The sequence below is a fragment of the Erwinia sp. B116 genome (assembly GCF_002865965.1).
GTDB lineage: Bacteria > Pseudomonadota > Gammaproteobacteria > Enterobacterales > Enterobacteriaceae > Erwinia.
In genome coordinates this window covers 19,784-40,768 of sequence record NZ_JRZZ01000014.1, presented here as the reverse complement: position 1 = coordinate 40,768, position 20,985 = coordinate 19,784, and the positions used below count along the sequence as shown (strand labels likewise).

General features: G+C 60.6%; 21 protein-coding genes, 1 pseudogene and 1 riboswitch. Of the genes and pseudogenes, 5 read left to right on the top strand and 17 right to left on the bottom strand.

Features of this window, described 5'->3' with window-relative positions; all coding sequences use genetic code 11:
• Positions 1-45: 45 nt before the first annotated feature.
• On the bottom strand, positions 46-984 hold the full coding sequence (locus tag NV64_RS11835) for an ROK family protein (protein WP_056231466.1): 939 nt from the start codon (positions 982-984) through the stop codon (positions 46-48).
• A gap of 422 nt (positions 985-1,406) precedes the next feature.
• Between NV64_RS11835 and NV64_RS11830 the strand changes: the two genes are divergently transcribed.
• Positions 1,407-1,994, top strand: a complete 588-nt coding sequence (locus tag NV64_RS11830; protein WP_056231465.1) for an NAD(P)H-dependent oxidoreductase — start codon at positions 1,407-1,409, stop codon at positions 1,992-1,994.
• Between the two features lie 255 nt (positions 1,995-2,249).
• On the opposite strand, the gene NV64_RS11825 is transcribed toward NV64_RS11830, so the two are convergent.
• From NV64_RS11825 to nudF, 13 genes are all read right to left on the bottom strand, one after another.
• Positions 2,250-3,149, bottom strand: a complete 900-nt coding sequence (locus tag NV64_RS11825) for a LysR substrate-binding domain-containing protein (RefSeq protein WP_056231461.1) — start codon at positions 3,147-3,149, stop codon at positions 2,250-2,252.
• 176 nt (positions 3,150-3,325) lie between these two features.
• A complete protein-coding gene (locus tag NV64_RS11820; RefSeq protein ID WP_056231457.1) occupies positions 3,326-4,018 on the bottom strand; it encodes an amino acid ABC transporter permease in 693 nt (230 codons plus the stop codon).
• A gap of 16 nt (positions 4,019-4,034) precedes the next feature.
• The gene (locus NV64_RS11815) at positions 4,035-4,724 is read right to left on the bottom strand and encodes an amino acid ABC transporter permease (RefSeq protein ID WP_199177656.1); all 690 of its coding nucleotides are present in this window, start codon (positions 4,722-4,724) and stop codon (positions 4,035-4,037) included.
• A gap of 86 nt (positions 4,725-4,810) precedes the next feature.
• Positions 4,811-5,629 (bottom strand): transporter substrate-binding domain-containing protein, encoded by an 819-nt coding sequence (locus tag NV64_RS11810; RefSeq protein WP_056231453.1) that lies wholly within the window; start codon positions 5,627-5,629, stop codon positions 4,811-4,813.
• A gap of 20 nt (positions 5,630-5,649) precedes the next feature.
• The gene (locus NV64_RS11805) at positions 5,650-6,387 is read right to left on the bottom strand and encodes an amino acid ABC transporter ATP-binding protein (protein WP_101505987.1); all 738 of its coding nucleotides are present in this window, start codon (positions 6,385-6,387) and stop codon (positions 5,650-5,652) included.
• A gap of 17 nt (positions 6,388-6,404) precedes the next feature.
• Entirely contained in the window at positions 6,405-6,971 is a 567-nt protein-coding gene (locus NV64_RS11800) for a peroxidase-related enzyme (protein ID WP_056231448.1), read from the bottom strand.
• Complete coding sequence (locus tag NV64_RS11795; RefSeq protein ID WP_101505986.1) at positions 6,968-7,450, bottom strand: hypothetical protein; 483 nt, start codon at positions 7,448-7,450, stop codon at positions 6,968-6,970. Before NV64_RS11795 ends, NV64_RS11800 begins: the two co-directional genes overlap by 4 nt.
• Positions 7,447-8,913 (bottom strand): NAD(P)-binding domain-containing protein, encoded by a 1,467-nt coding sequence (locus NV64_RS11790; RefSeq protein WP_056231443.1) that lies wholly within the window; start codon positions 8,911-8,913, stop codon positions 7,447-7,449. Before NV64_RS11790 ends, NV64_RS11795 begins: the two co-directional genes overlap by 4 nt.
• A gap of 356 nt (positions 8,914-9,269) precedes the next feature.
• Positions 9,270-11,165, bottom strand: a complete 1,896-nt coding sequence (parE, locus tag NV64_RS11785) for a DNA topoisomerase IV subunit B (RefSeq protein WP_056231441.1) — start codon at positions 11,163-11,165, stop codon at positions 9,270-9,272.
• Between the two features lie 54 nt (positions 11,166-11,219).
• Positions 11,220-11,801: an esterase YqiA gene (yqiA, locus tag NV64_RS11780; protein ID WP_056231439.1), complete on the bottom strand. Its 582-nt coding sequence runs from the start codon at positions 11,799-11,801 to the stop codon at positions 11,220-11,222.
• 3 nt (positions 11,802-11,804) lie between these two features.
• On the bottom strand, positions 11,805-12,635 hold the full coding sequence (gene cpdA / locus NV64_RS11775; protein ID WP_056231436.1) for a 3',5'-cyclic-AMP phosphodiesterase: 831 nt from the start codon (positions 12,633-12,635) through the stop codon (positions 11,805-11,807).
• Positions 12,636-12,682: 47 nt separating this feature from the next.
• The gene (locus NV64_RS11770; protein ID WP_056231433.1) at positions 12,683-13,105 is read right to left on the bottom strand and encodes a DUF1249 family protein; all 423 of its coding nucleotides are present in this window, start codon (positions 13,103-13,105) and stop codon (positions 12,683-12,685) included.
• Positions 13,105-13,740, bottom strand: coding sequence for an ADP-ribose diphosphatase (nudF, locus tag NV64_RS11765; RefSeq protein WP_056231431.1), 636 nt, complete (start codon positions 13,738-13,740; stop codon positions 13,105-13,107). The genes NV64_RS11770 and nudF overlap by 1 nt, the downstream gene beginning before the upstream one ends.
• 211 nt (positions 13,741-13,951) lie before the next feature.
• On the opposite strand from nudF, the gene tolC reads away from it, so the two are divergent.
• The 3 genes from tolC to NV64_RS11750 all read left to right on the top strand — a co-directional run bounded on the left by tolC (position 13,952) and on the right by NV64_RS11750 (position 17,504).
• Positions 13,952-15,403, top strand: a complete 1,452-nt coding sequence (gene tolC / locus NV64_RS11760) for an outer membrane channel protein TolC (RefSeq protein WP_056231428.1) — start codon at positions 13,952-13,954, stop codon at positions 15,401-15,403.
• A gap of 238 nt (positions 15,404-15,641) precedes the next feature.
• Positions 15,642-16,337, top strand: coding sequence for a DUF1190 family protein (locus NV64_RS11755; RefSeq protein ID WP_101505985.1), 696 nt, complete (start codon positions 15,642-15,644; stop codon positions 16,335-16,337).
• Between the two features lie 6 nt (positions 16,338-16,343).
• Positions 16,344-17,504 carry a glutathionylspermidine synthase family protein gene (locus NV64_RS11750; RefSeq protein WP_056231422.1) on the top strand — a complete coding sequence of 387 codons (1,161 nt, stop codon included), beginning with the start codon at positions 16,344-16,346 and terminating at the stop codon, positions 17,502-17,504.
• Positions 17,505-18,013: 509 nt separating this feature from the next.
• On the opposite strand, the gene ygiD is transcribed toward NV64_RS11750, so the two are convergent.
• Both ygiD and ribB read right to left on the bottom strand, forming a co-directional pair.
• Complete coding sequence (gene ygiD / locus NV64_RS11745) at positions 18,014-18,796, bottom strand: 4,5-DOPA dioxygenase extradiol (RefSeq protein ID WP_056231420.1); 783 nt, start codon at positions 18,794-18,796, stop codon at positions 18,014-18,016.
• A 139-nt stretch (positions 18,797-18,935) separates the two neighbouring features.
• A complete protein-coding gene (gene ribB / locus NV64_RS11740; protein WP_056231416.1) occupies positions 18,936-19,592 on the bottom strand; it encodes a 3,4-dihydroxy-2-butanone-4-phosphate synthase in 657 nt (218 codons plus the stop codon).
• 107 nt (positions 19,593-19,699) lie between these two features.
• Positions 19,700-19,849, bottom strand: a riboswitch (FMN riboswitch).
• 246 nt (positions 19,850-20,095) lie between these two features.
• Between ribB and NV64_RS11735 the strand changes: the two genes are divergently transcribed.
• Positions 20,096-20,449 carry an accessory factor UbiK family protein gene (locus NV64_RS11735; RefSeq protein WP_056231413.1) on the top strand — a complete coding sequence of 118 codons (354 nt, stop codon included), beginning with the start codon at positions 20,096-20,098 and terminating at the stop codon, positions 20,447-20,449.
• Positions 20,450-20,701: 252 nt separating this feature from the next.
• On the opposite strand, the pseudogene NV64_RS24035 reads toward NV64_RS11735, so the two are convergent.
• Positions 20,702-20,985: pseudogene (locus tag NV64_RS24035) on the bottom strand (bifunctional heptose 7-phosphate kinase/heptose 1-phosphate adenyltransferase); the annotation flags it as partial.

Genomic DNA, 20,985 nt, shown 5'->3' with positions numbered 1-20,985 from the left:
TTTGTGGCGCAGAACCCATACGACTTTCACCCACGCAGCCGTGGCTCAGCCAGCGGCCTGCGACGCCGTGAGCGCGGGGTCAGCCTGCCGGGTTAGCTTAAAGAAGGCTCCGTACAGCGCGGCATCGTTCTGATAGTGGCAGCGGTCAATTTCCGGGAACGGGAAGTCACCAAACTGACGGCTCTCAGCGACCAGCTGAGCAAAGTGGTGGCGCACGCGCTCCAGCAGCACCGGCTGCGCGCTGATGCCGCCGCCAATGACGATTTTCTGCACGTCCAGCGTGCTGTGCAGGTTGAACAACAGCCGGGCAACCTCACGACAGAAGTCATCAAAAATCGCCCGCGCCTGCGGGTCACCGTCGTTAACATAGCGCAGCGCCGTCTCGCCGTCGGTCAGGTCAGCATGGTCTTTGACCTGGTTGATCGCTTTGATGGTGTTGACCGCCGAGGCCAGCTGGCCAGCCCAGCGCACGTCACCGGCGGTGAAGCGGCTGACGATAAAGCTCAGCTCGCCGGCGCGGAAGTGGTTACCGCTGCGCAGCTGATGGTTAAGGATAATGCCGCCGCCCACCCCGGTGCCGAGCGTGATCGCCACCCCGTCTGCCACCCCCTGCAGACTGCCGCCGTACTGTTCGGCACAGGCCACGATTTTGCCGTCATTTTCGATCGCCACCGGCAGTTTATAACGTGCGTTAAGCAGCTCACCGAGGCGCACGCCGTGCAGAAAGCGCAGCGCGCCGCCTTCATAGATCACCTGATTCAGCGGATCGATAGCGCCGGGGCAGCTGATGCCGATGCCGCTGAAGCGGTACGCCAGGCTGTCAATCCCGGCATAGAGATCCGCCAGAAACGCCGCCAGCGAGTCACTCTGCGTGGCCCGCGAGTGCTTTTCGATGATCTCGCCCTGTTGATTAAACACGCCGTACTTTAACCGGGTTCCGCCGATATCAATCGTCAGCCAGACCTTCTCCAGGTGATTGTTCATTTCGCCCCTTTATCCTTTTCCCTGTTATCCCGTGCCAGCATCCGCAATGAGCCGATATTCTGCTGTGGTTTACGGGATGATTGATGAAACTGCTGAACATAGTAAGCCGCTGTTAAAAATCAGCTTTAGAAAAAACGACTGAGCCAATTATTAGCACAGCGAGTACGAACAGCACGAAAAAATGACACGTTAAATTGCGTTAAGCCTCAGCGGTACTCCCCTTGCTGCCAACAGCCTGTCTCAGCAGGACGCACCTCTTTTGTTGTCCCACCCATTGTCATCTCCGTTTTACACGTCAGATTCAGCCCGGTTTTGCCGATCATTGTTGCCGTCCAGTCAATAATGTTGTGATCATCCACGCATTTTTCCGCTGTGGCTGTCCCGCTAGAATGGCGTCAACTTCATGAACCGAGAGCAACCCCATGAGCAAAATTCTGATCCTTGATGCCGGTAAAACCTTCGCCCATTCCAAAGGCGAACTGAACCATACCCTGACCGGCGTGGCCGCCAGCTTCCTGCGCGACGCCGGGCACGACGTAGAGGTCACCGTGGTGGACGACGGCTACGTGGTCGCCGATGAAATCGAAAAATACCTCGCCGCAGACACGGTGATCTATCAGATGCCCGGCTGGTGGATGGGCGAGCCGTGGACGCTGAAAAAGTATATTGATGAGGTGTTTACCGAAGGCCACGGCAAGCTGTACGCCAGCGACGGCCGCACCCGCTCTGACGCGGCGAAGAAGTACGGATCCGGCGGCCTGCTGCAGGGCAAAAACTACCTGCTGTCGCTGACCTGGAACGCGCCGCTGCAGGCGTTTACCGACCCGGAACAGTTCTTTGAAGGGGTGGGCGTGGACGGCGTGTACCTGCACTTCCACAAGGCCAACCAGTTCCTCGGTATGCACGGCCTGCCGACCTTTATCTGCAACGACGTGATCAAGCAGCCGGATATCGAGGGCGATATCGCCCGCTGGCGTACGCATCTGGCGGCCGTATTCGGTCAGGCTTAATCCCGGCCGTAAGGCTTGCGTCGGACTTCTGTCGCTGCCGGTTCATATGCCCGGCGTATCGGGGGGCTCGCTTTACGCGCTGGTCGCTGCCAGTCCAGATGCCCGGCGTATCGGGTGTATCCGGAACGCGGACACGCTATAAACACATCCATGTGCGCTCGGAGGCGGCCATCCCTGGCCGCCGACGGTCCGCTAACCCGGATACACCCGATGCCCGTAATTTCTGATGTCGCTGTCGGATAGATCGCTCTTTGACTACAGCAGCTGCTTCTCCGTCAGCTGTTCGCTAAGAAAATCGAGGAAGCAGCGAATGCGGGTCGAGAGCGCGCTGTTGCGGTACCAGACCGCATGGATCGGGTGGCTAAGTTGTTTCGTTTCGGCTTCCAGCAGCGGCACCAGCCGGCCCGCCGCCTGATCCTCCCGGCTGAGGTAGTGTGAGATGCGCACAATCCCCTGCCCGTGCACCGCCAGCAGCCGCTGGGTTTCACCGCTGGAGGTGGCAATCGTCGGGGTGATATGCAGCGGCTCGCCGTTCTCATCATCCACCGGCCAGCGGTTAAGCTGCTCCGGGTAGCTGAACCCCAGCAGCCGGTGCTGCGCCAGTTCCGCCACGTTTTGCGGCGTTCCGTGACGGGCCAGATAATCCGGACTGGCCATCAGCTGCAGGCGGCTGCGGCCAAGCAGGCGCGCGTGCAGCGTCGAGTCGCGCAGTTCACCAATACGAATGGCGATATCGGTCTGCTGCTCCAGCAGGTCGATCATCAGCTCATCGGTGTTAAGTTCGAGGGTGATCTGCGGGTAGCGGCGGGAAAATTCGCCCACCAGCGGCACGATCGCGTGCAGCATAAACGGCGTGGCGGCATTGATGCGCAGATGGCCGGAGGGCGTTTCGCGGCGCAGGGCGATCGCCTCTTCCGCTTCTTCAACCGAATCCAGGATCTGGCGGGCGTGCTGCAGAAACAGCTGCCCTTCATCGGTCAGCATCAGCCGCCGGGTGGTGCGCTGCAGCAGCGTGGTTTGCAGCTTGCTTTCCAGCCGGCTGATGGCGCGGCTGATGCCGGAGGTAGTCTGGTTCAGCTGTTCGGCGGCGGCGGTGAGCGACCCGCTGTCGACCACTGCCAGCCAGGCGCGCAGCTCTTCAAGGGTGATTTTCACACGGAGATCCTGATAGCGGGCAGTTGCCCGCTATTAAACCCTATTCACCGCGCGAAGTAACCCATCTCATCCCGCTCAGCCACACAGCAGCATCACGGCCGCCACGCTCTGGTTGCGATGGGGTGCGTACCCGCGTTTGCGGCCAGGTGCGCACCCGCTACGGCGCCTGGTTGCGATCAGGTCCGCACCCGCAGCCGCGCCTCGATTTTATCGGCCGCCCTGGTCACTACCCAGGCAATCACCATATAGAACACCACCGCCACCAGGAAGGCTTCCAGGTAGTAGAAGTTCAGCGCGGCGGTCAGCTGCGCCTGGGCGAAGATATCGACCACCTCGATGGCGAAGGCCAGCGACAGCGCCTTCATGATCACCATAAACGCGTTGGCGAGATCGGGGATCGCCGAAACGATAATCTGCGGGAACAGCACCCGGCGGAACAGCTGCCAGCCGCTGTAGCCCAGCGAATGCGCGGCATCGGCCTGCCCGCTGTCAAAGGCGTTCAGCGCCCCTTTTACCACCTCGGCCTGAAACGCCGCTACGCAGGCGGTCAGCGCCACAATCACGATCACCCAGTTGGGCAGCGAGTGGGCGTTAACCTCGACGTTGAGCGCCCCGGCGATAAAGTGCAGCGCCGGCGGCAGGCCGTAGTAGGCGAGGAAGATGACGATCACCATCGGCACGCCTTTGAAGACCACCTTATAGCCGATGACCAACTGACGCAGCAGCGGGATGCGCTTGTGCTCTACCAACGCAAACAGCCCGCCCAGCAGCGTGGAGAGCAGGAAAATGGTCACCGCCATCAGCAGCGTTACCGGTACGGCGTCGAGAATGCTCAGAAAGTCCGGCAGCAACACATCGGTATCAAACATAGTCTTACTCTCTTAGTCAGACGCTGGCGGTGAATTTAACCTTCGCCGCCCCTTCGCGGGTGTATTTCCCCTGACGCGCCTCGAAGAAGCGCACCACCAGCCACGCTGCCAGGCACAGCAGCGAGTAGAGCACGGCCAGCACCAGGTAGGTACCAAACTGATACTGGTTGTAGTCGCGCTCCATAATCAGGTGCGCGGTGGCCATCACGTCGGCCGCGCCGATATACATCACCAGCGCCACGTTGTGGATCAGGTAGATCACCGCGTTACCATAGCCGGGCAGCGCAATATGCAGCGCCTGCGGGCCGATAACGCGGCGGATTTTATGGCGCAGCGGGTAGCCGAGGCTGTCGGCGGCATCGTGCTGGCCGCGCTCGACCGCCAGCCAGGCAGGACGTATCACTTCAGAGAGGTAGCCGCCGTGGTACAGGCTCAGCCCGACCATCGACGCCACCTCTGCTGAGAAGAAATCTTTAATGCCAAACAGACCGGCCACCAGCGGCAGGCCGTAGTAGGCGACAAACAGCTGCAGCACCACCGGGACGCTGCGCGCGTAGGAGACATACAGGTCGGCCAGCTGGCTGAGCAGCAGCACGCGGCGCACGCGCAGGGTGGTGGCCAGCAGCGCCAGCCCAAAACCGACGATCAGGGCGACAAACATTATCGCCAGCGTCAACGGCAAAGCCGAGAGCAGTTCGGGGATCATGGTCGAAAGATGCACGGTGAAACACTCCTCAATGGCAGTTCAGCTTTGCCCGCTGGCCGGCTCAGCAGCGGCCAGCGGTAAATCGGTTACTTGATGTACTTAACGACGTCTTCGCCGAACCACTTCTGCGACAGCTTATCCAGCGTGCCGTCTTCTCTGAGCTCTTTCAGCGCCTTAGCGATATCGTCATTCAGCGCCTGATTCTCATCATCGCGGTGGATTAGCACATAGGTGTTGTTGATCGAGACCGGCTCGCTGGCTTTAATGCTCAGCTTCTGGTTATCGATTACCGTCTGCTCGCCCAGATTAGACGGCAGGATCAGCGCGTCATATTTGCCGTTTTGCACTTCCTTCAGGCGGTCCGGGTAAGGGATACCGGCGCTGGAGGCTTTGATGGTCACCTTGTCGCCCGGGTTCTCCTGCTGCCACTGGGTAACAAACTTGTAGACTCCGCCGCCGGCGGTCACCGGCACGATGTTTTTACCGACCAGATCCTTCATGCCGTTGATGTTGCTGTCGCTGCGGCTGTAGATCTTCATCAGGCTGGCACCGAGCGGGCTGTCAGGGATCAGGAACTGCTTGCTGCGGGCCGGGTTCCTGTAATAGCCGCCGGTGGCCGCATCATATTTGCCGGTCACCAGGCCGGTCTCCTGGGCGATATCCGCCGCGCCTTCCAGCACAAATTTGTACTGCGGCAGTTTAGCGTTGATCGCGCGCAGCACGTCCGGCTCGTAGCCTTCCGGTTCGTGACCAATCGCGCCCCAGGAGAGCGGTTTGGATTCGGCAGCGGTCGCGATTTTAATGGTGCGAACCGCCTCCGCCGCGTGGGCGAGACCGGCGGTCAGCAGGGTCAGGGCAACGGCGCCAGGCAGAGCCAGACGACGCAAAGCGAAAGTGATTGGCATGTCTCGGTTTCCTTTCATGATCAGATAACGTGTTCAGCGTTAAGAAACTGGGCAAGGCGTGGCGTAGCCGGGCGCTCGAACATCTCTGCCGGGCTGCCCTCAGCCGCCACAATGCCCTGATCCATAAACACGATGCGGTTAGAGATGCTTTTGGCGAACTGCATCTCATGGGTGACCAGCAGCGAGGTGATCCCCGATGAGGCCACGTCTTTAATCACCTTCAGCACTTCCCCCACCAGTTCCGGGTCAAGCGATGAAGTGGGTTCGTCGAATAACATCACGTCCGGACGTACCGCCAGCGCGCGGGCGATGCCGGTGCGCTGCAGCTGGCCGCCGGAGAGCTGGGAAGGATAGTGGTCGAGTTTGGCCGACAGGCCCACGCGCTCCAGCTCCTGCACCGCGATCTCGCGGGCCTCCTGCTTCGACTTGCGCTGCACCACGACCAGCGGGTCCATCACGTTTTCCAGTACCGTCATATTGCGGAACACGTTGAACTGCTGGAACACCATCGCGGTGCGCAGGCGGATCGCCTGGATCGCCGCTTTATCCGGTGCCTGATAGTCCATGCGGATCTGGTCCAGCGCGATGGTGCCGGAGGCCGGTTTCGCCAGGTAGTTGATGCAGCGCAGCAGCGTGGTTTTACCGGTGCCGCTCGGCCCGATGATCGACACCACGTCGCCGCGTTGCACCGACAGATCGACGCCTTTCAGGATTTCGTTGCTGCCGTAGGCCAGCTTGATGTTATTGAGTTCGAGCATGTGCAGGTGGCTCCTGGTTATTTTTCAATGCCGGCATGGCCGAGCACGTGCATCAGGCGGTTGGCCCAGCCGAAGATGGCGATGGCGTGGATCAGATCGACGATCTCCGCCTCGTCCAGCCCGACGGCGCGCAGCGCGGCGATATGTTCCGCCGTCGCCGCTGAAGGGGTGAGCGAGAGCGCGCGGGCAAACTGCCAGATCGCGGCGTCACGCGGGCCAAGGGTTTCCGCACGGTCAAAATAGAGCGCGCTGATCACCGCCTGGCTGTCGGTCAGCTGGGCGTGACGCCGGGCGTGGACCACGGCGCAGTAGGTGCAGCCGTTGACCATCGACGCGCCCAGCGCGCCCAGCTCGCGGTCGGCGCGATCCAGCCCGCCGTCAACGTACATAATCGCGTTGAACAGCACGGTGCGCGCCACGTAACTTTCCGGATCGTGCGCCAGCGTGCGCACGTAGTCGGAGACCTTCTTGTTCGACGGCGTTACCTTCATCGCCTCCAGCTGCGCGGGGGTGGCATCATTCAGATCCAGCGGCGCGATATGCGGGTGCCAGCTCAGCGGCTTAAGGCTAATCAGCGGGATCATACGGACCTCATCAGGCGCAGGCCGGCGGCGATACGGGTCTGGAAATTGACAAAGGCGACCAGCTCGGAGAGCGCCACAATCTGCGGGTTGCTCAGCCCGGCCTGCTCCAGCAGACGGATATCGCTGGCCTGAGCGTGGGCGGGGGTCAGGGTCACCCGGTCGGTGTGGCGCGCAAGCGCAGCCAGCAGTGCATCGGCCGGGGTTTCCCCGGCGGCCAGCGCCAGCAGCGCGGCGTCCGGCTGCTGCTGTGCCAGCTGCGCGTCAAAGTCCGCCACCAGCGCCGCATCGTCGTTCAGCGCAGCGATACGCCGGGCCAGCGCCAGGCGTAGCGCCGCGCTCAGGCCAAGGCCATCCTGCGGCAGCAGCACCGACTGGCGGCACTGCTCGGCACCGTCAACAAACACCGGTCGCAGGCGGCGGGTGTGGTACAGCGCATCGTCCGGGGTCAGGCCAGCGGCCCGATCAATAGCGTCGGTCACAACGCGTTCTCCTTCAGTAATGGGGTGGAATCCACCCACTCATCGCCCAGCAGCTCCGGGGTATCGAAGGCCTGCAGGCTGGCGTAATGGGTCGCGACGTCTTCGGCAAACAGCGAGGCGGCAATGCCGCGCACCAGACGATCGGCACCGGCGCTGACCGCCGGAATATCGCCGGAAACTTTGCCGTGGGTCAGCATCGCCGCGTCGTTAAAACAGTGAATGTTTGCCAGCAGCGGACAGCTGCCGGGCTGTTTTTCGCGAAATTCAAACGCCGGGCCGAGGTCCGGTGCGGCCAGCATCGCCGGGCGCGGTGCGCCCATTTCCGGCCGGTAGCGGCCATCTGCCCAGCTGCGGATATACGGCGCGATGGCGGCGAACTCCGGGCGGCCGTTAAAGTCGTTGGTAAAGCCGGTGGCGGCGATCAGGTAGTCGTAGCGCAGTTCGCCCTGAGTGGTATCAATCCGCAGGCCGCCGGTCTCTTCACGCACCGCGTTGATGCCGCAGTCGAGGAAGAAGCGCGCGTTGGCGTGGCGTGAGACGCGCAGCGTTGAAGAGCGCGGCGGTGGCGTCTGGGTGCTGCTGGTGTAGTCAACGAACCGCCACTTCCACGCGTCGTCCAGCGGGTGCATGCCGTGCACCACGCCCTGACTGCCGATGCCGGTCATTTTGTTGATGCGCGGCATCTCACGACGGCGGATCAGCAGATCCACCTGGCCGGCACCGGCTTCCAGCGCGGTCGCCGCGTTATCCATTGACGACGCACCCGCGCCGATCACCGCCACGCGCTTGCCCTGCAGCGCGCCGAAGTCAATCTCATCGGCGGAGTGCGCCCACAGGCGGCGATCCACGCCCTGCAGAAAGTCCGGCACCGCAAAGCCGCCGAGCCCGGATCGGCCGGTGGCCAGCACCAGCCGGCGGGTGTAAACGCGGCCGGTTTCAGCACCGGCAAGATCGATAGCGATCAGATCGTCGGCGGCGCTGATGGCGGTCATATGCACGCCGTTGCGCACCGGCAGCTGCAGCACGTGGCGATACCAGACGAGGTAATCCATCCACTGCGCTTTCGGGATTTTATCCAGCGCCTGCCAGGCTTCAGCGCCCCACTGCGCGGTAAACCAGGCGCGGAAGGTCAGCGCGGGCAGGCTCAGCGCCGGGCCGTGCAGGGTTTTCGGCGAACGCAGGGTCTCCATGCGCGCGAAGGTCACCCACGGCCCTTCCTGCCCCGCCGGAGCGGCGTCATAGGTGACAACGTTGTCGATGCCGGTGAGCAACAGCTTCGCCGTGGCCGCCAGACCGCACATACCACCGCCGATCACCACCACGTCGCGCACCGGCTGCCCCTGGTATTCTCGGGGTGGCACCCAGGATTTAGCGGGCAGTTCCAGCAGCGAAAGATCCTCGCGCAGGCGGGACTCCAGCGCGGTGAGGCCGTCTGCTGCGGACAAAGGGACAGGATGCGACATAACGATTTCCCTGGCGGGCCTCCACGCGGCGGAAGCCTGAGTAACAAAACATTACTATCATCAGGACTAAGCATGTTAAATGCGTAATCATCCGGTTAATGCATAGTAACGAACAAGGCTCGCATAATCCTCCGCGCTCAGAAAGGAGTCAATGCGGCTGCCCGGATTTCAATCAATGGATTTGTTATATGCTATGCAGGAAAAGTTATAACGCGGCGGCGCAGTTTGGGAATAGTGCCAGGAGTGAACGGCTTTGAGGGTGATAAGGAGATGAAAATAATGCCATTATTGTTACCCCCCCTTGCAATTGCTCACGGCGATTCGCAAGGGGGGACTGATAGCGAGCCCGGCGGGGCTTAAACCTCAATCTCCGCCGTGTCGCCTTTCTCCTGCAGCCAGTTGCGGCGGTCTTCGGAGCGCTTCTTGGCCAGCAGCATATCCATCACCGCCATGGTCTGATCGACGTCGTCGTCGCCGATGGTTAGCTGCACCAGGCGGCGGGTGTTCGGGTCGAGGGTGGTTTCGCGCAGCTGCAGCGGGTTCATTTCGCCGAGGCCTTTAAAGCGCTGCACGCCCGGTTTGCCCTTCTTACGCTTCAGCTGTTCGAGAATGCCGGCCTTCTCTTCCTCATCCAGCGCGTACCAGACCTCTTTACCCAAATCGATGCGGTAGAGCGGCGGCATCGCCACGTAGACGTGGCCGTTTTTCACCAGGCTGCGGAAGTGGCGCACAAACAGCGCGCAGAGCAGCGTGGCAATGTGCAGGCCGTCCGAGTCGGCGTCGGCGAGGATGCAGATTTTGCCGTAACGCAGCTGGCTGAGGTCTTCGCTGTCGGGATCGATGCCGATCGCCACCGAGATATCGTGCACCTCCTGCGAGGCCAGCACTTCGTCTGACGACACTTCCCAGGTGTTGAGGATCTTCCCCTTCAGCGGCATGATCGCCTGATATTCACGATCGCGCGCCTGCTTGGCCGATCCGCCCGCCGAGTCCCCTTCCACCAGGAACAATTCGGTGCGGTTGAGATCCTGGGCGGAGCAGTCTGCCAGCTTGCCGGGCAGCGCCGGGCCGCTGGTGAGCTTTTTACGCACCACCTTTTTCGCCGCGCGCATGCGGCGCTGGGCGCTGGAGATCGCCAGCTCCGCCAGCATCTCGGCAATCTGGATATTCTGGTTCAGCCACAGGCTGAAGGCGTCTTTCACCACGCCGGAGACGAAGGCCGCACACTGACGGGAAGAGAGTCGCTCTTTGGTCTGGCCGGCGAACTGCGGATCCTGCATCTTCACCGACAGCACGTAGGCGCAGCGGTCCCAGATATCCTCGGCCGACAGTTTGACGCCGCGCGGCAGGATATTGCGGAATTCACAGAACTCACGCATCGCGTCCAGCAGCCCCTGGCGGAGGCCGTTGACGTGGGTGCCGCCCTGCATGGTCGGGATCAGGTTAACGTAGCTTTCGGTCAGCAGTTCGCCGCCTTCCGGCAGCCACAGCAGCGCCCAGTCCACCGCTTCCACATCACCGGCGAAGGCGCCGACGAACGGTTTTTCCGGCAGCAGCGGCAGGCCGTTGACCGCCTCCATCAGGTAGTCGGTCAGGCCGTCCGCGTAGCACCAGCTCTGCTCGGTGTTATTAACGTGGTCTTTAAAGACGATCTCAACGCCCGGGCAGAGCACCGCCTTGGCCTTCAGCAGGTGCTTAAGGCGCGAGACGGAGAAGCGCGGGCTGTCAAAGAAGGAGACGTCCGGCCAGAACCGCACGCGGGTGCCGGTGTTGCGCTTGCCCACCGTGCCGGTGACGGCGAGTTCCTGCACCTTGTCACCGTTCTCAAACGCCATCTCATAGACTTCGCCGTTGCGGCGCACGGTCACTTCCACGCGGCGCGACAGGGCGTTGACCACCGAGATGCCCACGCCGTGCAGGCCGCCGGAGAACTGATAGTTTTTGTTGGAGAACTTGCCGCCGGCGTGCAGGCGGCAGAAAATCAGCTCAACGGCCGGCACGCCCTCTTCGGGGTGGATATCCACCGGCATGCCGCGCCCGTCGTCGATCACTTCCAGCGACTGGTCGGCGTGCAGAATCACCTCTATGCGTTTGGCGTGACCGGCCAGCGCTTCATCCACGCTGTTGTCGATCACTTCCTGGCCTAAGTGGTTAGGGCGCGCGGTGTCGGTGTACATACCCGGGCGGCGACGCACGGGTTCAAGGCCGCTGAGAACCTCAATGGAATCAGCGTTATAGCTGGACTGAGTCATTGTATGAATCTGATTGGTGGTGGCTAAAAATGATTGCCCCTCTCCCGGTTCGGCTCACTGGTGGGATAATCCCAGGAAGTCGAGTATGGCGGGGAAGTGACGTTCGAATCCGATAAAAGCATGATTTCCGCCCTCTTCAACCGTCTGGCGGCAGGCGCTGTAGTAGTCCAGAGCCTGACGGTAGTCGAGCACTTCATCTCCCGTTTGTTGCAGCAACCAGAGTAAATCCGGTGACTCTAACGGGTCGACCTGCATCACTTTTAGATCGTAAATATGGCGAGACTCTAACACATATTGCTGACCGGTGTACGGGTTCTGGTTCTCGCCCAGGAAATCCGCCAGCAGCTCAAACGGCCGCACGGCAGGGTTGACCACCACCGCCGGCACGGTGAAGCACTGCGACAGCCAGGTGGCGTAGTAGCCGCCCAGCGAGGAGCCGATTAAGCCTAATGGCTCACCTGCCGACTCCAGCACCAGCTCCTCCAGCAGCGCCGCGGCGTCGGCCGGAAAGGCCGGCAGCTGCGGCACCCGCAGCCGGATCTCCGGATGCTGCGCGGCCAGCCATGCGCGGAACTGCGTGGCCTTGGCCGACTGCGGTGAACTGTTGAAGCCGTGCAGGTAGAGCAGCGTGGCCATCGGTCAGTATCCTTCTGAGTCGAGATCCGGGCTGAACCGCTGGGTGGTCAGACGCTCCACCTCGGTTTCCAGCCGGCCGTCGTCGTACAGATCCAGCCAGCGCCAGCCCGGCGGCAGCGCATCAATGGTGAAGTTGGTACAGTGCGGCTTGAACTGCACGCAGGTCGACGGTGAGGTCAGCACCCGACGGCCGTGCCACATCAGGTCCAGCTCCTGGTGAATATGGCCACACAGCAGGTTTTTTGCCAGCGGATAGCGCTGTAAAACGCAGTCGAGCATATGCGGATTGCGCAGGCTGTGCTGATCGAGCCACGAGCAGCCGGACGGCAGCGGATGGTGATGCAACAGCACCAGCGTGTGCCGTTCGGGTGCGCTGGCCAGCACGCTCTCCAGCCACTCCAGCTGGTACTCGCTCAGTTCGCCGTGCGGCACGCCAAACACCTGGCTGTCCAGCAGCACGACCTGCCAGTGTTCACCCAGCAGCACGTGTTTTTGATCGTTGATGCTGGCGGTGGCGGCCAGCGTGTTGAACATTGCCGGCTGAAAATCGTGGTTGCCCGGCAGCCAGACACAAGGTGCCGGCAGACGTGCAATGCCCTCAGCAAAGTGCTGATAGGCTTCGGGGGAGTGGTCCTGCGCCAGGTCGCCGGTGGCGACGATCAGGTCGATATGACGCTGCTGCTCAGCGATGGCATCCAGCACGGCGTCATAACTGGCCCAGGTGTTCACACCCAGCAGCGTTTCGTGTTTACCTGCAAAAAGGTGGGTATCCGTTATCTGTAAAATCCTGACTCTGGACCCACTCGCCACAGGAAGTTTTAACAGGCTTTCCAATCAAAGTCCTTAAGGTTGCCGACGTACCTGTCGCAGTCGCAGCAGGGTTAACACACCGGAACGGCCATCGCGCCATGAGATAAGCAGTAGCGCAGCCACTCGGCAAGAAACTGGTTAATCTGGTGTTTTTCATCACGCTGGTGCAGCTTTTTATTCGGGTAATCATAGCGTGCTTTAAAGCGATAGATCTGCTGCGTGGAACACACTTCCGCCACCATCGCATCATGGTAGAGCCGCACCGACATTGATGGCAGGCTCCAGTAACTGACCGCCGGGGCGGTCTGTCTGACCTCCACCAGCGTAGTGTAACGGGTGGATTCAAGGATGGTAAGCTGATAGCGGGCACCCTTTACCTGATAAGCCACCGATTCACCAGTGCGATCGTCGCGCGGCAGCAGGCGGCGCATCTGGGCAAAATTGGTTTCGCAGACGCGCATCATTTCAGGAAAATCGGGGACGTAACGCTTCATTATTCAGGTTTCCACTCTTCACACAGCTGTTTATGGTGCAACTGCAGCCATTGCAGGGCAATCACCGCGGCTGCATTATCAATTTTCCCCTGCTCCACCCACTGGTAAGCCTGGCTGCGGCTGACCACGTGTACCAGAATATCCTCATTCTCGTCCTCCAGGCCATGGTTTCCCTGCGCCACGCTGGCATCCACTTCGCCGACGTAAACCGCCAGCCGTTCCGTGGTACCGCCCGCGCTGGAGAGGTAGTTAACGATCGGTTTCAGTCGCCCCGGCGTCAGGCCGGCTTCCTCTTCTGCTTCGCGCCGGGCCACCTGCTCGGCGTTTTCACCGGCTTCGATCATGCCGGCGACCAGCTCCAGCGTCCACGGCGTCGGGCTGGTGTCCCAGGTGGCGATACGGATCTGCTCGATCAGCACCACCTGGTCACGCACGGGATCATAGGGTAGCAGCACTGCGGCGTGGCCGCGTTCAAAAATTTCGCGGCTGACCTCACCGCTCATCTCACCGTTAAACAGGCGGTGGCGGAAGCGGTAGCGTTCCAGCGAAAAAAAACCGCGATACAGGGTCTCACGTGCAATAATTTCTACATCGTTTTTGGTGAAAGTCACTGGAAATTTCTCTTCAGCGGCCATAACGACTTCTCCTCTGTAATCGTGCTCTTATCTACAAATGCAATAGTAACGTACCGATAGTCTGGTTCTTAGTGAATTATTTGCGTAAATTTAGGCAGAATGGCACTTCTAGCCAACTTACGGCAACGATGCTGTCTGTTAGAATCGGCGATAATTTTTCGGCTCATATCAGCGCTACCCTAGCAATTTCGCTGCATTACAAGGAATGCGAATGAACAAACTGCTCCCTTTATTTATTGGTCTGAGCCTGGGCGGCTTCAGCGTCACCAGCCAGGCTGAAAACCTGTTGCAGGTCTATCAGCAGGCGCGTTTATCCAACCCGGACCTTCGTAGCTCTGCAGCCGACCGCGACGCGGCCTTTGAGAAAATCAACGAAGCGCGCAGTCCGCTGCTGCCACAGCTGGGCCTTGGGGCTGACTACGCCTATAACAGCGGCTACCGCGATGCCCGCGATTCAAAAAGCACTACAAAAAGCGCCTCGCTGCAGCTGACGCAGACCATCTTTGATATGTCAAAATGGCGCTCGCTGACTCTGCAGGAAAAAACGGCAGGCATTCAGGATGTTTCTTATCAGACCGCGCAGCAGACGCTGATCCTTAATACCGCGACCGCCTACTTCAATGTGCTGAACGCCATCGATACGCTTTCTTATACTGAGGCGCAGAAACAGTCGATCTACCGTCAGCTGGATCAAACTACCCAGCGCTTTAACGTTGGTCTGGTGGCGATCACCGACGTGCAGAACGCCCGCTCACAGTACGATACCGTGCTGGCTAATGAAGTGTCCGCGCGTAACGATCTGGATAACGCGGTAGAAACCCTGCGTCAGGTGACCGGCAACTACTACCCGAGCCTGGCCTCACTGAACGTCGATCGCTTCAAAACTGACAAGCCGCAGCCGGTCAACGCGCTGCTGAAAGAGGCGGAAAGCCGTAACCTCAGCCTGCTCTCCGCCCGCCTCACGCAGGATCTGGCGCGCGAGCAGATCCGTTCAGCAGAAACTGGTCATATGCCCACGCTGGATCTGACCGCCTCAACCGGCCTGAGCAATAACCGTTACACTGGCGATCGCGCAACACAGAATGACGCGATCACCGGTAGCAACCAGGTCGGCTTAAGCTTTAAGCTGCCGCTCTACAGCGGTGGCTCGGTCAGTTCACAGGTGAAACAGGCGCAGTACAACTTTGTTGCCGCCAGCGAGCAGCTGGAAGGCGCACACCGTACTGCGGTGCAGACCGTGCGTTCATCGTTTAACAACGTCAATGCCTCAATCAGCAGCATCAACGCCTACAAGCAGGCGGTTGTGTCGTCACAGAGTTCACTGGACGCGATGGAAGCCGGTTATCAGGTTGGTACCCGCACCATCGTTGACGTGCTGGACGCCACCACCACGCTGTACAACGCTCGCCAGCAGCTGGCTAACGCCCGCTACAGCTATATGATCAACCAGCTGAATATCAAATCGGCATTGGGTACGCTGAACGAGGAAGATCTGCAGGTGCTGAACAGCCACCTCGGCAAGGATATCAGCACCGCGCCATCGCAGGTGGCACCGGAGAACGCCGGGCAGGACGCCCGCGCTGACGGTGCAGAGCCGGCCCGCGCGGCGGCTATCCGTCCGGCGGCGGCCAAACCAGCCAGCGGTAACCCGTTCGGCCAGTAACGGTTAGCAGAGTCGCCCGGTTTCAGCACAAGCCGGTCAGCTAATTCTTACAAGGTATTCTTTATCCAGGGCAGCCCACGGGCTGCCCTTTTTTACGCTCTGTGCCGCAGAACGTCTGGCCGTTCACAATCAAACGTATAGCTTGGTAAAGATAAGCCCGCAATCCCTCACGATCGCTTCATTTTCCACCGCTATTCCCCTATCCTAGTCGTTATCTTTGGGCAAAGGAAAATATACGATGAAACGGACTAAACAGATCAATCATGCCTCCTTCCGCAAGAGCTGGAGCGCACGCCACCTTACCCCGGTGGCGCTGGCGGTGACCGCCGTCATTATGCTGGCCGGTTGTGAGCAGGCGGACGAAACCGTCTCGATGTATCAGAACGCCGACGACTGTTCGAAGGCCAACCCGGGCCAGGGCGCGCAGTGCACCACCGCCTTTAACCAGGCCAAAGTGGAAGCCGAGAAGACCGCGCCAAAATACGCCAGCCGTGAAGACTGCGTGGCCGAGTTCGGCGAAGGCCAGTGCCAGCAGACCGCACCGGCGCAGGCCGGCGTGGGCACCACCAACGCGGAAAACCAGTCCAGCGGCAGCTTCTGGATGCCGCTGATGGCCGGTTATATGATGGGCCGCATGATGAGCGGCGGCGCCACCCAGCAGCAGCCGTTGTTCTCACCGAAAGCGGCAGGCAGCCCGGCCGCCGGCCAGTACGTCGATGCCAGCGGTAAGAGCTACGGCGCGGCAACTCCGGGCCGTACCGCCACCGTGCCGAAAAGCGCGATGGCACCGAAACCGGCGACCACCACCACCACCACCCGTGGCGGCTTTGGCGAGTCGGTCGCTAAACAGAACACCATGCAGCGCAGCAGCGCCAGCAGCAATAACAGCAGCAGCCGCTCTTCCGGCACCACCAGCCGCAGCTTCGGGGGCTAAGGCCGCATGAAACGTATTGCGATTGCCGAGCGCCCGGACTGGCGCGAGAAAGCCAACGAGTACGGTTTTCATTTTCATACCATGTACGGCGAGCCGTACTGGTGTGAGGATGCCTACTATGAGTTCACGCTGCAGCAGATCGAGACGCTGGAAGACGCTACCGCTGAACTGCACCAGATGTGCCTGCAGGCGGTGGATCTGGTCACCGGCAGCGAAGAGCTGCTGGAGAAGTTCCGCATTCCAAACCACACCTGGGATTTCGTCCGCGATTCGTGGAAAAGCGGCCAGCCGTCGCTTTACTCGCGGCTGGATTTGGCGTGGGATGGTCAGTCTGCACCTAAGTTGCTGGAGAATAACGCTGATACGCCAACCTCGCTGTATGAGGCGGCGTTCTTCCAGTGGATCTGGCTGGAGGATCAGCTTAAAGCCGGTAAGCTGCCGACAGGCAGCGACCAGTTTAACAGCCTGCAGGAGAAGCTGATCGACCGCTTCAGCGAGCTGCATCAGCAGCACGGATTCAGCTGGCTGCACTTTGCCTGCTGCCGCGATACGGATGAGGATCGCGCCACCATCCAGTATCTGCAGGACTGCGCCACCGAAGCCGGGCTGCCGAGCGAATTCCTGTATATGGATGAGATCGGGCTGGGTGAAAGAGGCCAGTTTACCGACGTGCACGACCAGGTGATCGGCAATATGTTTAAGCTCTATCCGTGGGAGTTTATGCTGCGCGAGATCTTCTCCACCAAGCTGGCCGACGCCGGCGTGCGCTGGCTGGAGCCGGGCTGGAAGAGCATTATCTCAAATAAAGCGATGCTGCCGCTGCTGTGGAAGATGTTCCCCGATCACCCGAATCTGCTGGCCGCTTACTTCGCCGAAGATAACGTGCCGCATATGGATAAGTACGTGATCAAGCCGCTGTTTTCCCGCGAAGGGGCGAACATTCGCATCGTGGAGAACGGTAAGGAGATCGCCCGCGCAGACGGTCCGTACGGGGAGGAAGGGATGATCGTGCAGCAGTTCCATCCGCTGCCAAAGTTTGGCGACAGCTATACGTTGATCGGCAGCTGGCTGGTTAACGATCAACCGGCCGGGATCGGTATTCGCGAGGATCGCGAGCTGATCACTCAGGATCTTTCCCGGTTCTATCCGCATACGTTTGTTGAGTAACTGGCTGGAAGTGAGGTGCCCCTGCTGTAAGGTGCCCCGCTCAGGGAGCCTGTACACTCCGCAAAGACGCAAAAAACGTCATGCATGACAGCTCAGCACGGGACATCCCTGTTCCGTGATGCTTTGCTCCGTGTACAGGCTCCCTTCGCTTTAACTTCTGAGTCGTCTGAAGGTAAAACCGTCAACTCCGTGACCTGCTCAGGGAGCCCGTACACTCCGCAAAGACGCAAAAAACGTCATGCATGACAGCTCAGCACGGGACATCCCTGTTCCGTGATGCTTTGCTCCGTGTACAGGCTCCCTTCGCTTCAACTTCTGAATCGTCTGAAGGTAAAACCGTCAACTCCGTGACCTGCTCAGGGAGCCCGTACGCTCCGCAAAGACGCAAAAAACGTCATCCATGACAGCTCAGCACGGGCCTTCCCTGGCCCGTGATGCTTTGCTCCGTGTACGGGCTCCCATCGCTTTAACTTCTGAGTTGCCTGACTGAAAGCCACTTTGGTGGTTCGTCAGCCTACCTGCACCGACAACATGCTCAGCGATCCCATCTCGATGCCATCCACCGGAATCGAGACGGCTTCGCCTTTGGCGCGTGCGCCGAGGACGTAGAGCAGCGGCAGGTAGTGTTCCGGCGTCGGGTTGGAGAGCGCCGCGCCTTCGTGCTGCATAAAGTTGACCAGCGGATGCTGTTCGCTTTCGCCTTCCCAGGCCAGGTTGTCGCGCACGTACTGGTTGAATGACTCGGCCCACGGGTAGTTCTCGCCGCCGCCCCAGCGCACCATGCGCAGGTTATGCACCACGTTGCCGCTGGCGACGATCATGATGCCCTGCTCGCGCAGCGCGGCCAGCTTGCGGCCCAGTTCAAAGTGATAAGCCGCCGGTTTGGTGGCGTCGACGCTGAGCTGCACCACCGGGATATCCGCATTCGGGTACATTTTGATCAGCACGCCCCAGGATCCGTGGTCGAAGCCCCACTCCAGATCCTGATGCACGATAACCGGCGACAGCGCGTCGGCGATCTGCTGCGCCAGCTGTGGCGATCCCGGTGCCGGGTAGCGGGTATCAAACAGCGCCTGCGGGAAGCCGCCGAAGTCGTGGATAGTGCGCGGTTTCTCCATCGCGGTCACCGCGGTGCCGCGCGTGTACCAGTGGGCGGAAACGGCGATAATCGCTTTCGGGCGCGGCAGGGTTTCGCCCAGATGACGCCAGCATTCGGTATATGGGTTTTCTTCCAGCACGTTCATTGGACTGCCGTGGCCAAGGAAAAGCGCAGGCATACGGGAATGGCTCATGATATTGCTCCCAGGGGTAATTTGTTCTGATGAGCACACATTACGCCCTTTCAGGCCGGGAAAAACTCGGATAAGCCTGATGGAGATAGTCAGGAAATTTGAAGATGAAAAGGGCCAGCGGAGCCGGCCCTTACGCGGATCAGCTGGCCTGCTGCGTCTCGTGGCTGCGGCGGTACGCCACCAGATCTTCGATGGTCACCACCGGCATGTCGTGTTGCTTCGCGAACACCACCGCTTCCGGCGCGTGCGCCATGGTGCCGTCATCGTTGGTCAGCTCACAGAGTACGCCCGCCGGTTTGAAGCCCGCCAGCGTCACCAGGTCGATGGTGGCTTCGGTGTGGCCGCCGCGGGTCAGTACGCCACCGGCACGGCCGCGCAGCGGGAACACGTGCCCCGGGCGGTTGAGGTCGCTGGGTTTAGCGTCGTCGGCAATCGCGGTGCGGATGGTGGTCAGGCGATCGGCGGCGGAAACGCCGGTGGTGACGCCCTGCGCCGCTTCGATGGTGACGGTAAAGCCGGTGCCGTAAGAGCTGGTGTTGTTCTGCACCATCATCGGCAGATCCAGCTGTTCCAGGCGCTGTTCGGTCAGGCACAGGCAGACGATGCCGCTGCCGTGGCGGATGGTCAGCGCCATCTGCTGGACGGTCATGGTTTCGGCGGCGAAGATCATATCGCCTTCATTTTCACGATCTTCATCGTCTAACACCATCACGCCGCGGCCTTCGCGCAGCGCTGCGATAGCACGGGTTACACGCTGTTCAGGCGTGCCAAATTCAGAAAGTAGCGACTGATTCATGGTAAATAAACCTTAATAAATGTATGGGTTACCAGAACCAGGGCGTGCTTAGGAGTGTCAGAAAGTGACAAAAAAATAACGCAGGCGGGCACAAGCCCGACGGATGCCGTTACTCTCTCCCATCCGGACTCTAACCGTCGGCCCCGGAATTACACCGGATCTGCTGACCTTCAGAATGGCTCCTGAAGCGCTCGCGGGCTTTCAGCTGACGCTGATTTACCGCCGGTGGGGAATTTCGCCCCGCCCTGAGAATAAGCCTGAATACTATAACGCCGTTAAACTGGCGCGGCAACGAACAAAACGCGCAAATTGTTATCCACCGTGCGGATTTAGCCACCCTAACCGGCCCTGAAAAAGGCCGATTCTCTCGCCGGTGGCGGTGAGCCGCGCAGCATAATCACCGCGTTGGTCGATCGCAGATGCCGTTAACGGCGTTTTCCGGTTTATCCTTTTGCCATCAGGGATTACACTTAAGCGATACCCGTCACTACCAGGAAGCCGTCATGATTGACACGAAAAAAATTGAACAACTGGCCCGTCAGGTTCACGAATCCATGCCGAAGGGCATTCGTGAGCTGGGTGATGACGTTGAGAAGAAGATCCGCCAGACGCTGCAGGCGCAGCTGACCCGGCTGGATGTGGTGAACCGCGAAGAGTTTGACGTGCAGACGCAGGTGCTGCTGCGCACCCGTGAGAAGCTGGCGGCGCTGGAACAGCGGCTTGCCGTGCTGGAAAGCCGTCCGGCCGCCGCACCTGTCGTTACTGCGACGAGTGCAGCCGTACCCGGCAGCGCTTCCGCCCCTGCCGCAGCACCGGCCGAGCCGGAGCAGCCTGTCGACCTGAAAAAACCGCTCTGACCGGACGCCAGGCGGGCCGTAAACGCTCCGCGATCGGCTCTGCGGGACAATTCCCTCCCAAAGCCGTCATCGCTGCGGGCCAGCCAGGATAAGCGGTTGTTCAGGGCGGTCAAACCACAGGTCCGCGCTGACAGCCGTTTGTCCACGGCGGTTAACCTGATACCTGCCGTGAACGCCGCTGGCGCTCAGCAGTTAACCGGAGGCGCCCGCCGTTCTCCTGCGGCTGCCCCAGGACAGCCGCCCGGTGCCCGGTTATCCCCCCTTGCGGGTGATAATGGTCCTGATGATGTTGCTGGTTGAGATGCCGTCTTCGAAGTTAAGTACGCGCACGTCGCCGCCGTTGGCCCACACCTCTTTGCTGCCCGCGATATCTTCCGGCTTGTAGTCACCGCCTTTCACCAGCAGATCCGGCAGGACGCCGGCGATCAGCCGCTGTGGCGTATCCTCTTCAAAGCTCACCACCCAGTCCACCGCTTCCAGCGCACCCAGCACGATCATGCGGTTTTCCTGCGGGTTAACCGGGCGGGTTTCGCCCT

Bases quoted from the DNA above. Each gene is read 5' to 3' on its own strand.
- NV64_RS11835 (WP_056231466.1), bottom strand. From the start codon at position 984: ATGAACAATCACCTGGAGAAGGTCTGGCTGACGATTGATATCGGCGGA.
- NV64_RS11830 (WP_056231465.1), top strand. From the start codon at position 1,407: ATGAGCAAAATTCTGATCCTTGATGCCGGTAAAACCTTCGCCCATTCC.
- NV64_RS11820 (WP_056231457.1), bottom strand. From the start codon at position 4,018: ATGTTTGATACCGATGTGTTGCTGCCGGACTTTCTGAGCATTCTCGAC.
- NV64_RS11815 (WP_199177656.1), bottom strand. From the start codon at position 4,724: ATGATCCCCGAACTGCTCTCGGCTTTGCCGTTGACGCTGGCGATAATG.
- NV64_RS11810 (WP_056231453.1), bottom strand. From the start codon at position 5,629: ATGCCAATCACTTTCGCTTTGCGTCGTCTGGCTCTGCCTGGCGCCGTT.
- NV64_RS11805 (WP_101505987.1), bottom strand. From the start codon at position 6,387: ATGCTCGAACTCAATAACATCAAGCTGGCCTACGGCAGCAACGAAATC.
- NV64_RS11800 (WP_056231448.1), bottom strand. From the start codon at position 6,971: ATGATCCCGCTGATTAGCCTTAAGCCGCTGAGCTGGCACCCGCATATC.
- NV64_RS11790 (WP_056231443.1), bottom strand. From the start codon at position 8,913: ATGTCGCATCCTGTCCCTTTGTCCGCAGCAGACGGCCTCACCGCGCTG.
- parE (WP_056231441.1), bottom strand. From the start codon at position 11,165: ATGACTCAGTCCAGCTATAACGCTGATTCCATTGAGGTTCTCAGCGGC.
- yqiA (WP_056231439.1), bottom strand. From the start codon at position 11,801: ATGGCCACGCTGCTCTACCTGCACGGCTTCAACAGTTCACCGCAGTCG.
- NV64_RS11770 (WP_056231433.1), bottom strand. From the start codon at position 13,105: ATGAAGCGTTACGTCCCCGATTTTCCTGAAATGATGCGCGTCTGCGAA.
- nudF (WP_056231431.1), bottom strand. From the start codon at position 13,740: ATGGCCGCTGAAGAGAAATTTCCAGTGACTTTCACCAAAAACGATGTA.
- tolC (WP_056231428.1), top strand. From the start codon at position 13,952: ATGAACAAACTGCTCCCTTTATTTATTGGTCTGAGCCTGGGCGGCTTC.
- NV64_RS11755 (WP_101505985.1), top strand. From the start codon at position 15,642: ATGAAACGGACTAAACAGATCAATCATGCCTCCTTCCGCAAGAGCTGG.
- NV64_RS11750 (WP_056231422.1), top strand. From the start codon at position 16,344: ATGAAACGTATTGCGATTGCCGAGCGCCCGGACTGGCGCGAGAAAGCC.
- ygiD (WP_056231420.1), bottom strand. From the start codon at position 18,796: ATGAGCCATTCCCGTATGCCTGCGCTTTTCCTTGGCCACGGCAGTCCA.
- ribB (WP_056231416.1), bottom strand. From the start codon at position 19,592: ATGAATCAGTCGCTACTTTCTGAATTTGGCACGCCTGAACAGCGTGTA.
- NV64_RS11735 (WP_056231413.1), top strand. From the start codon at position 20,096: ATGATTGACACGAAAAAAATTGAACAACTGGCCCGTCAGGTTCACGAA.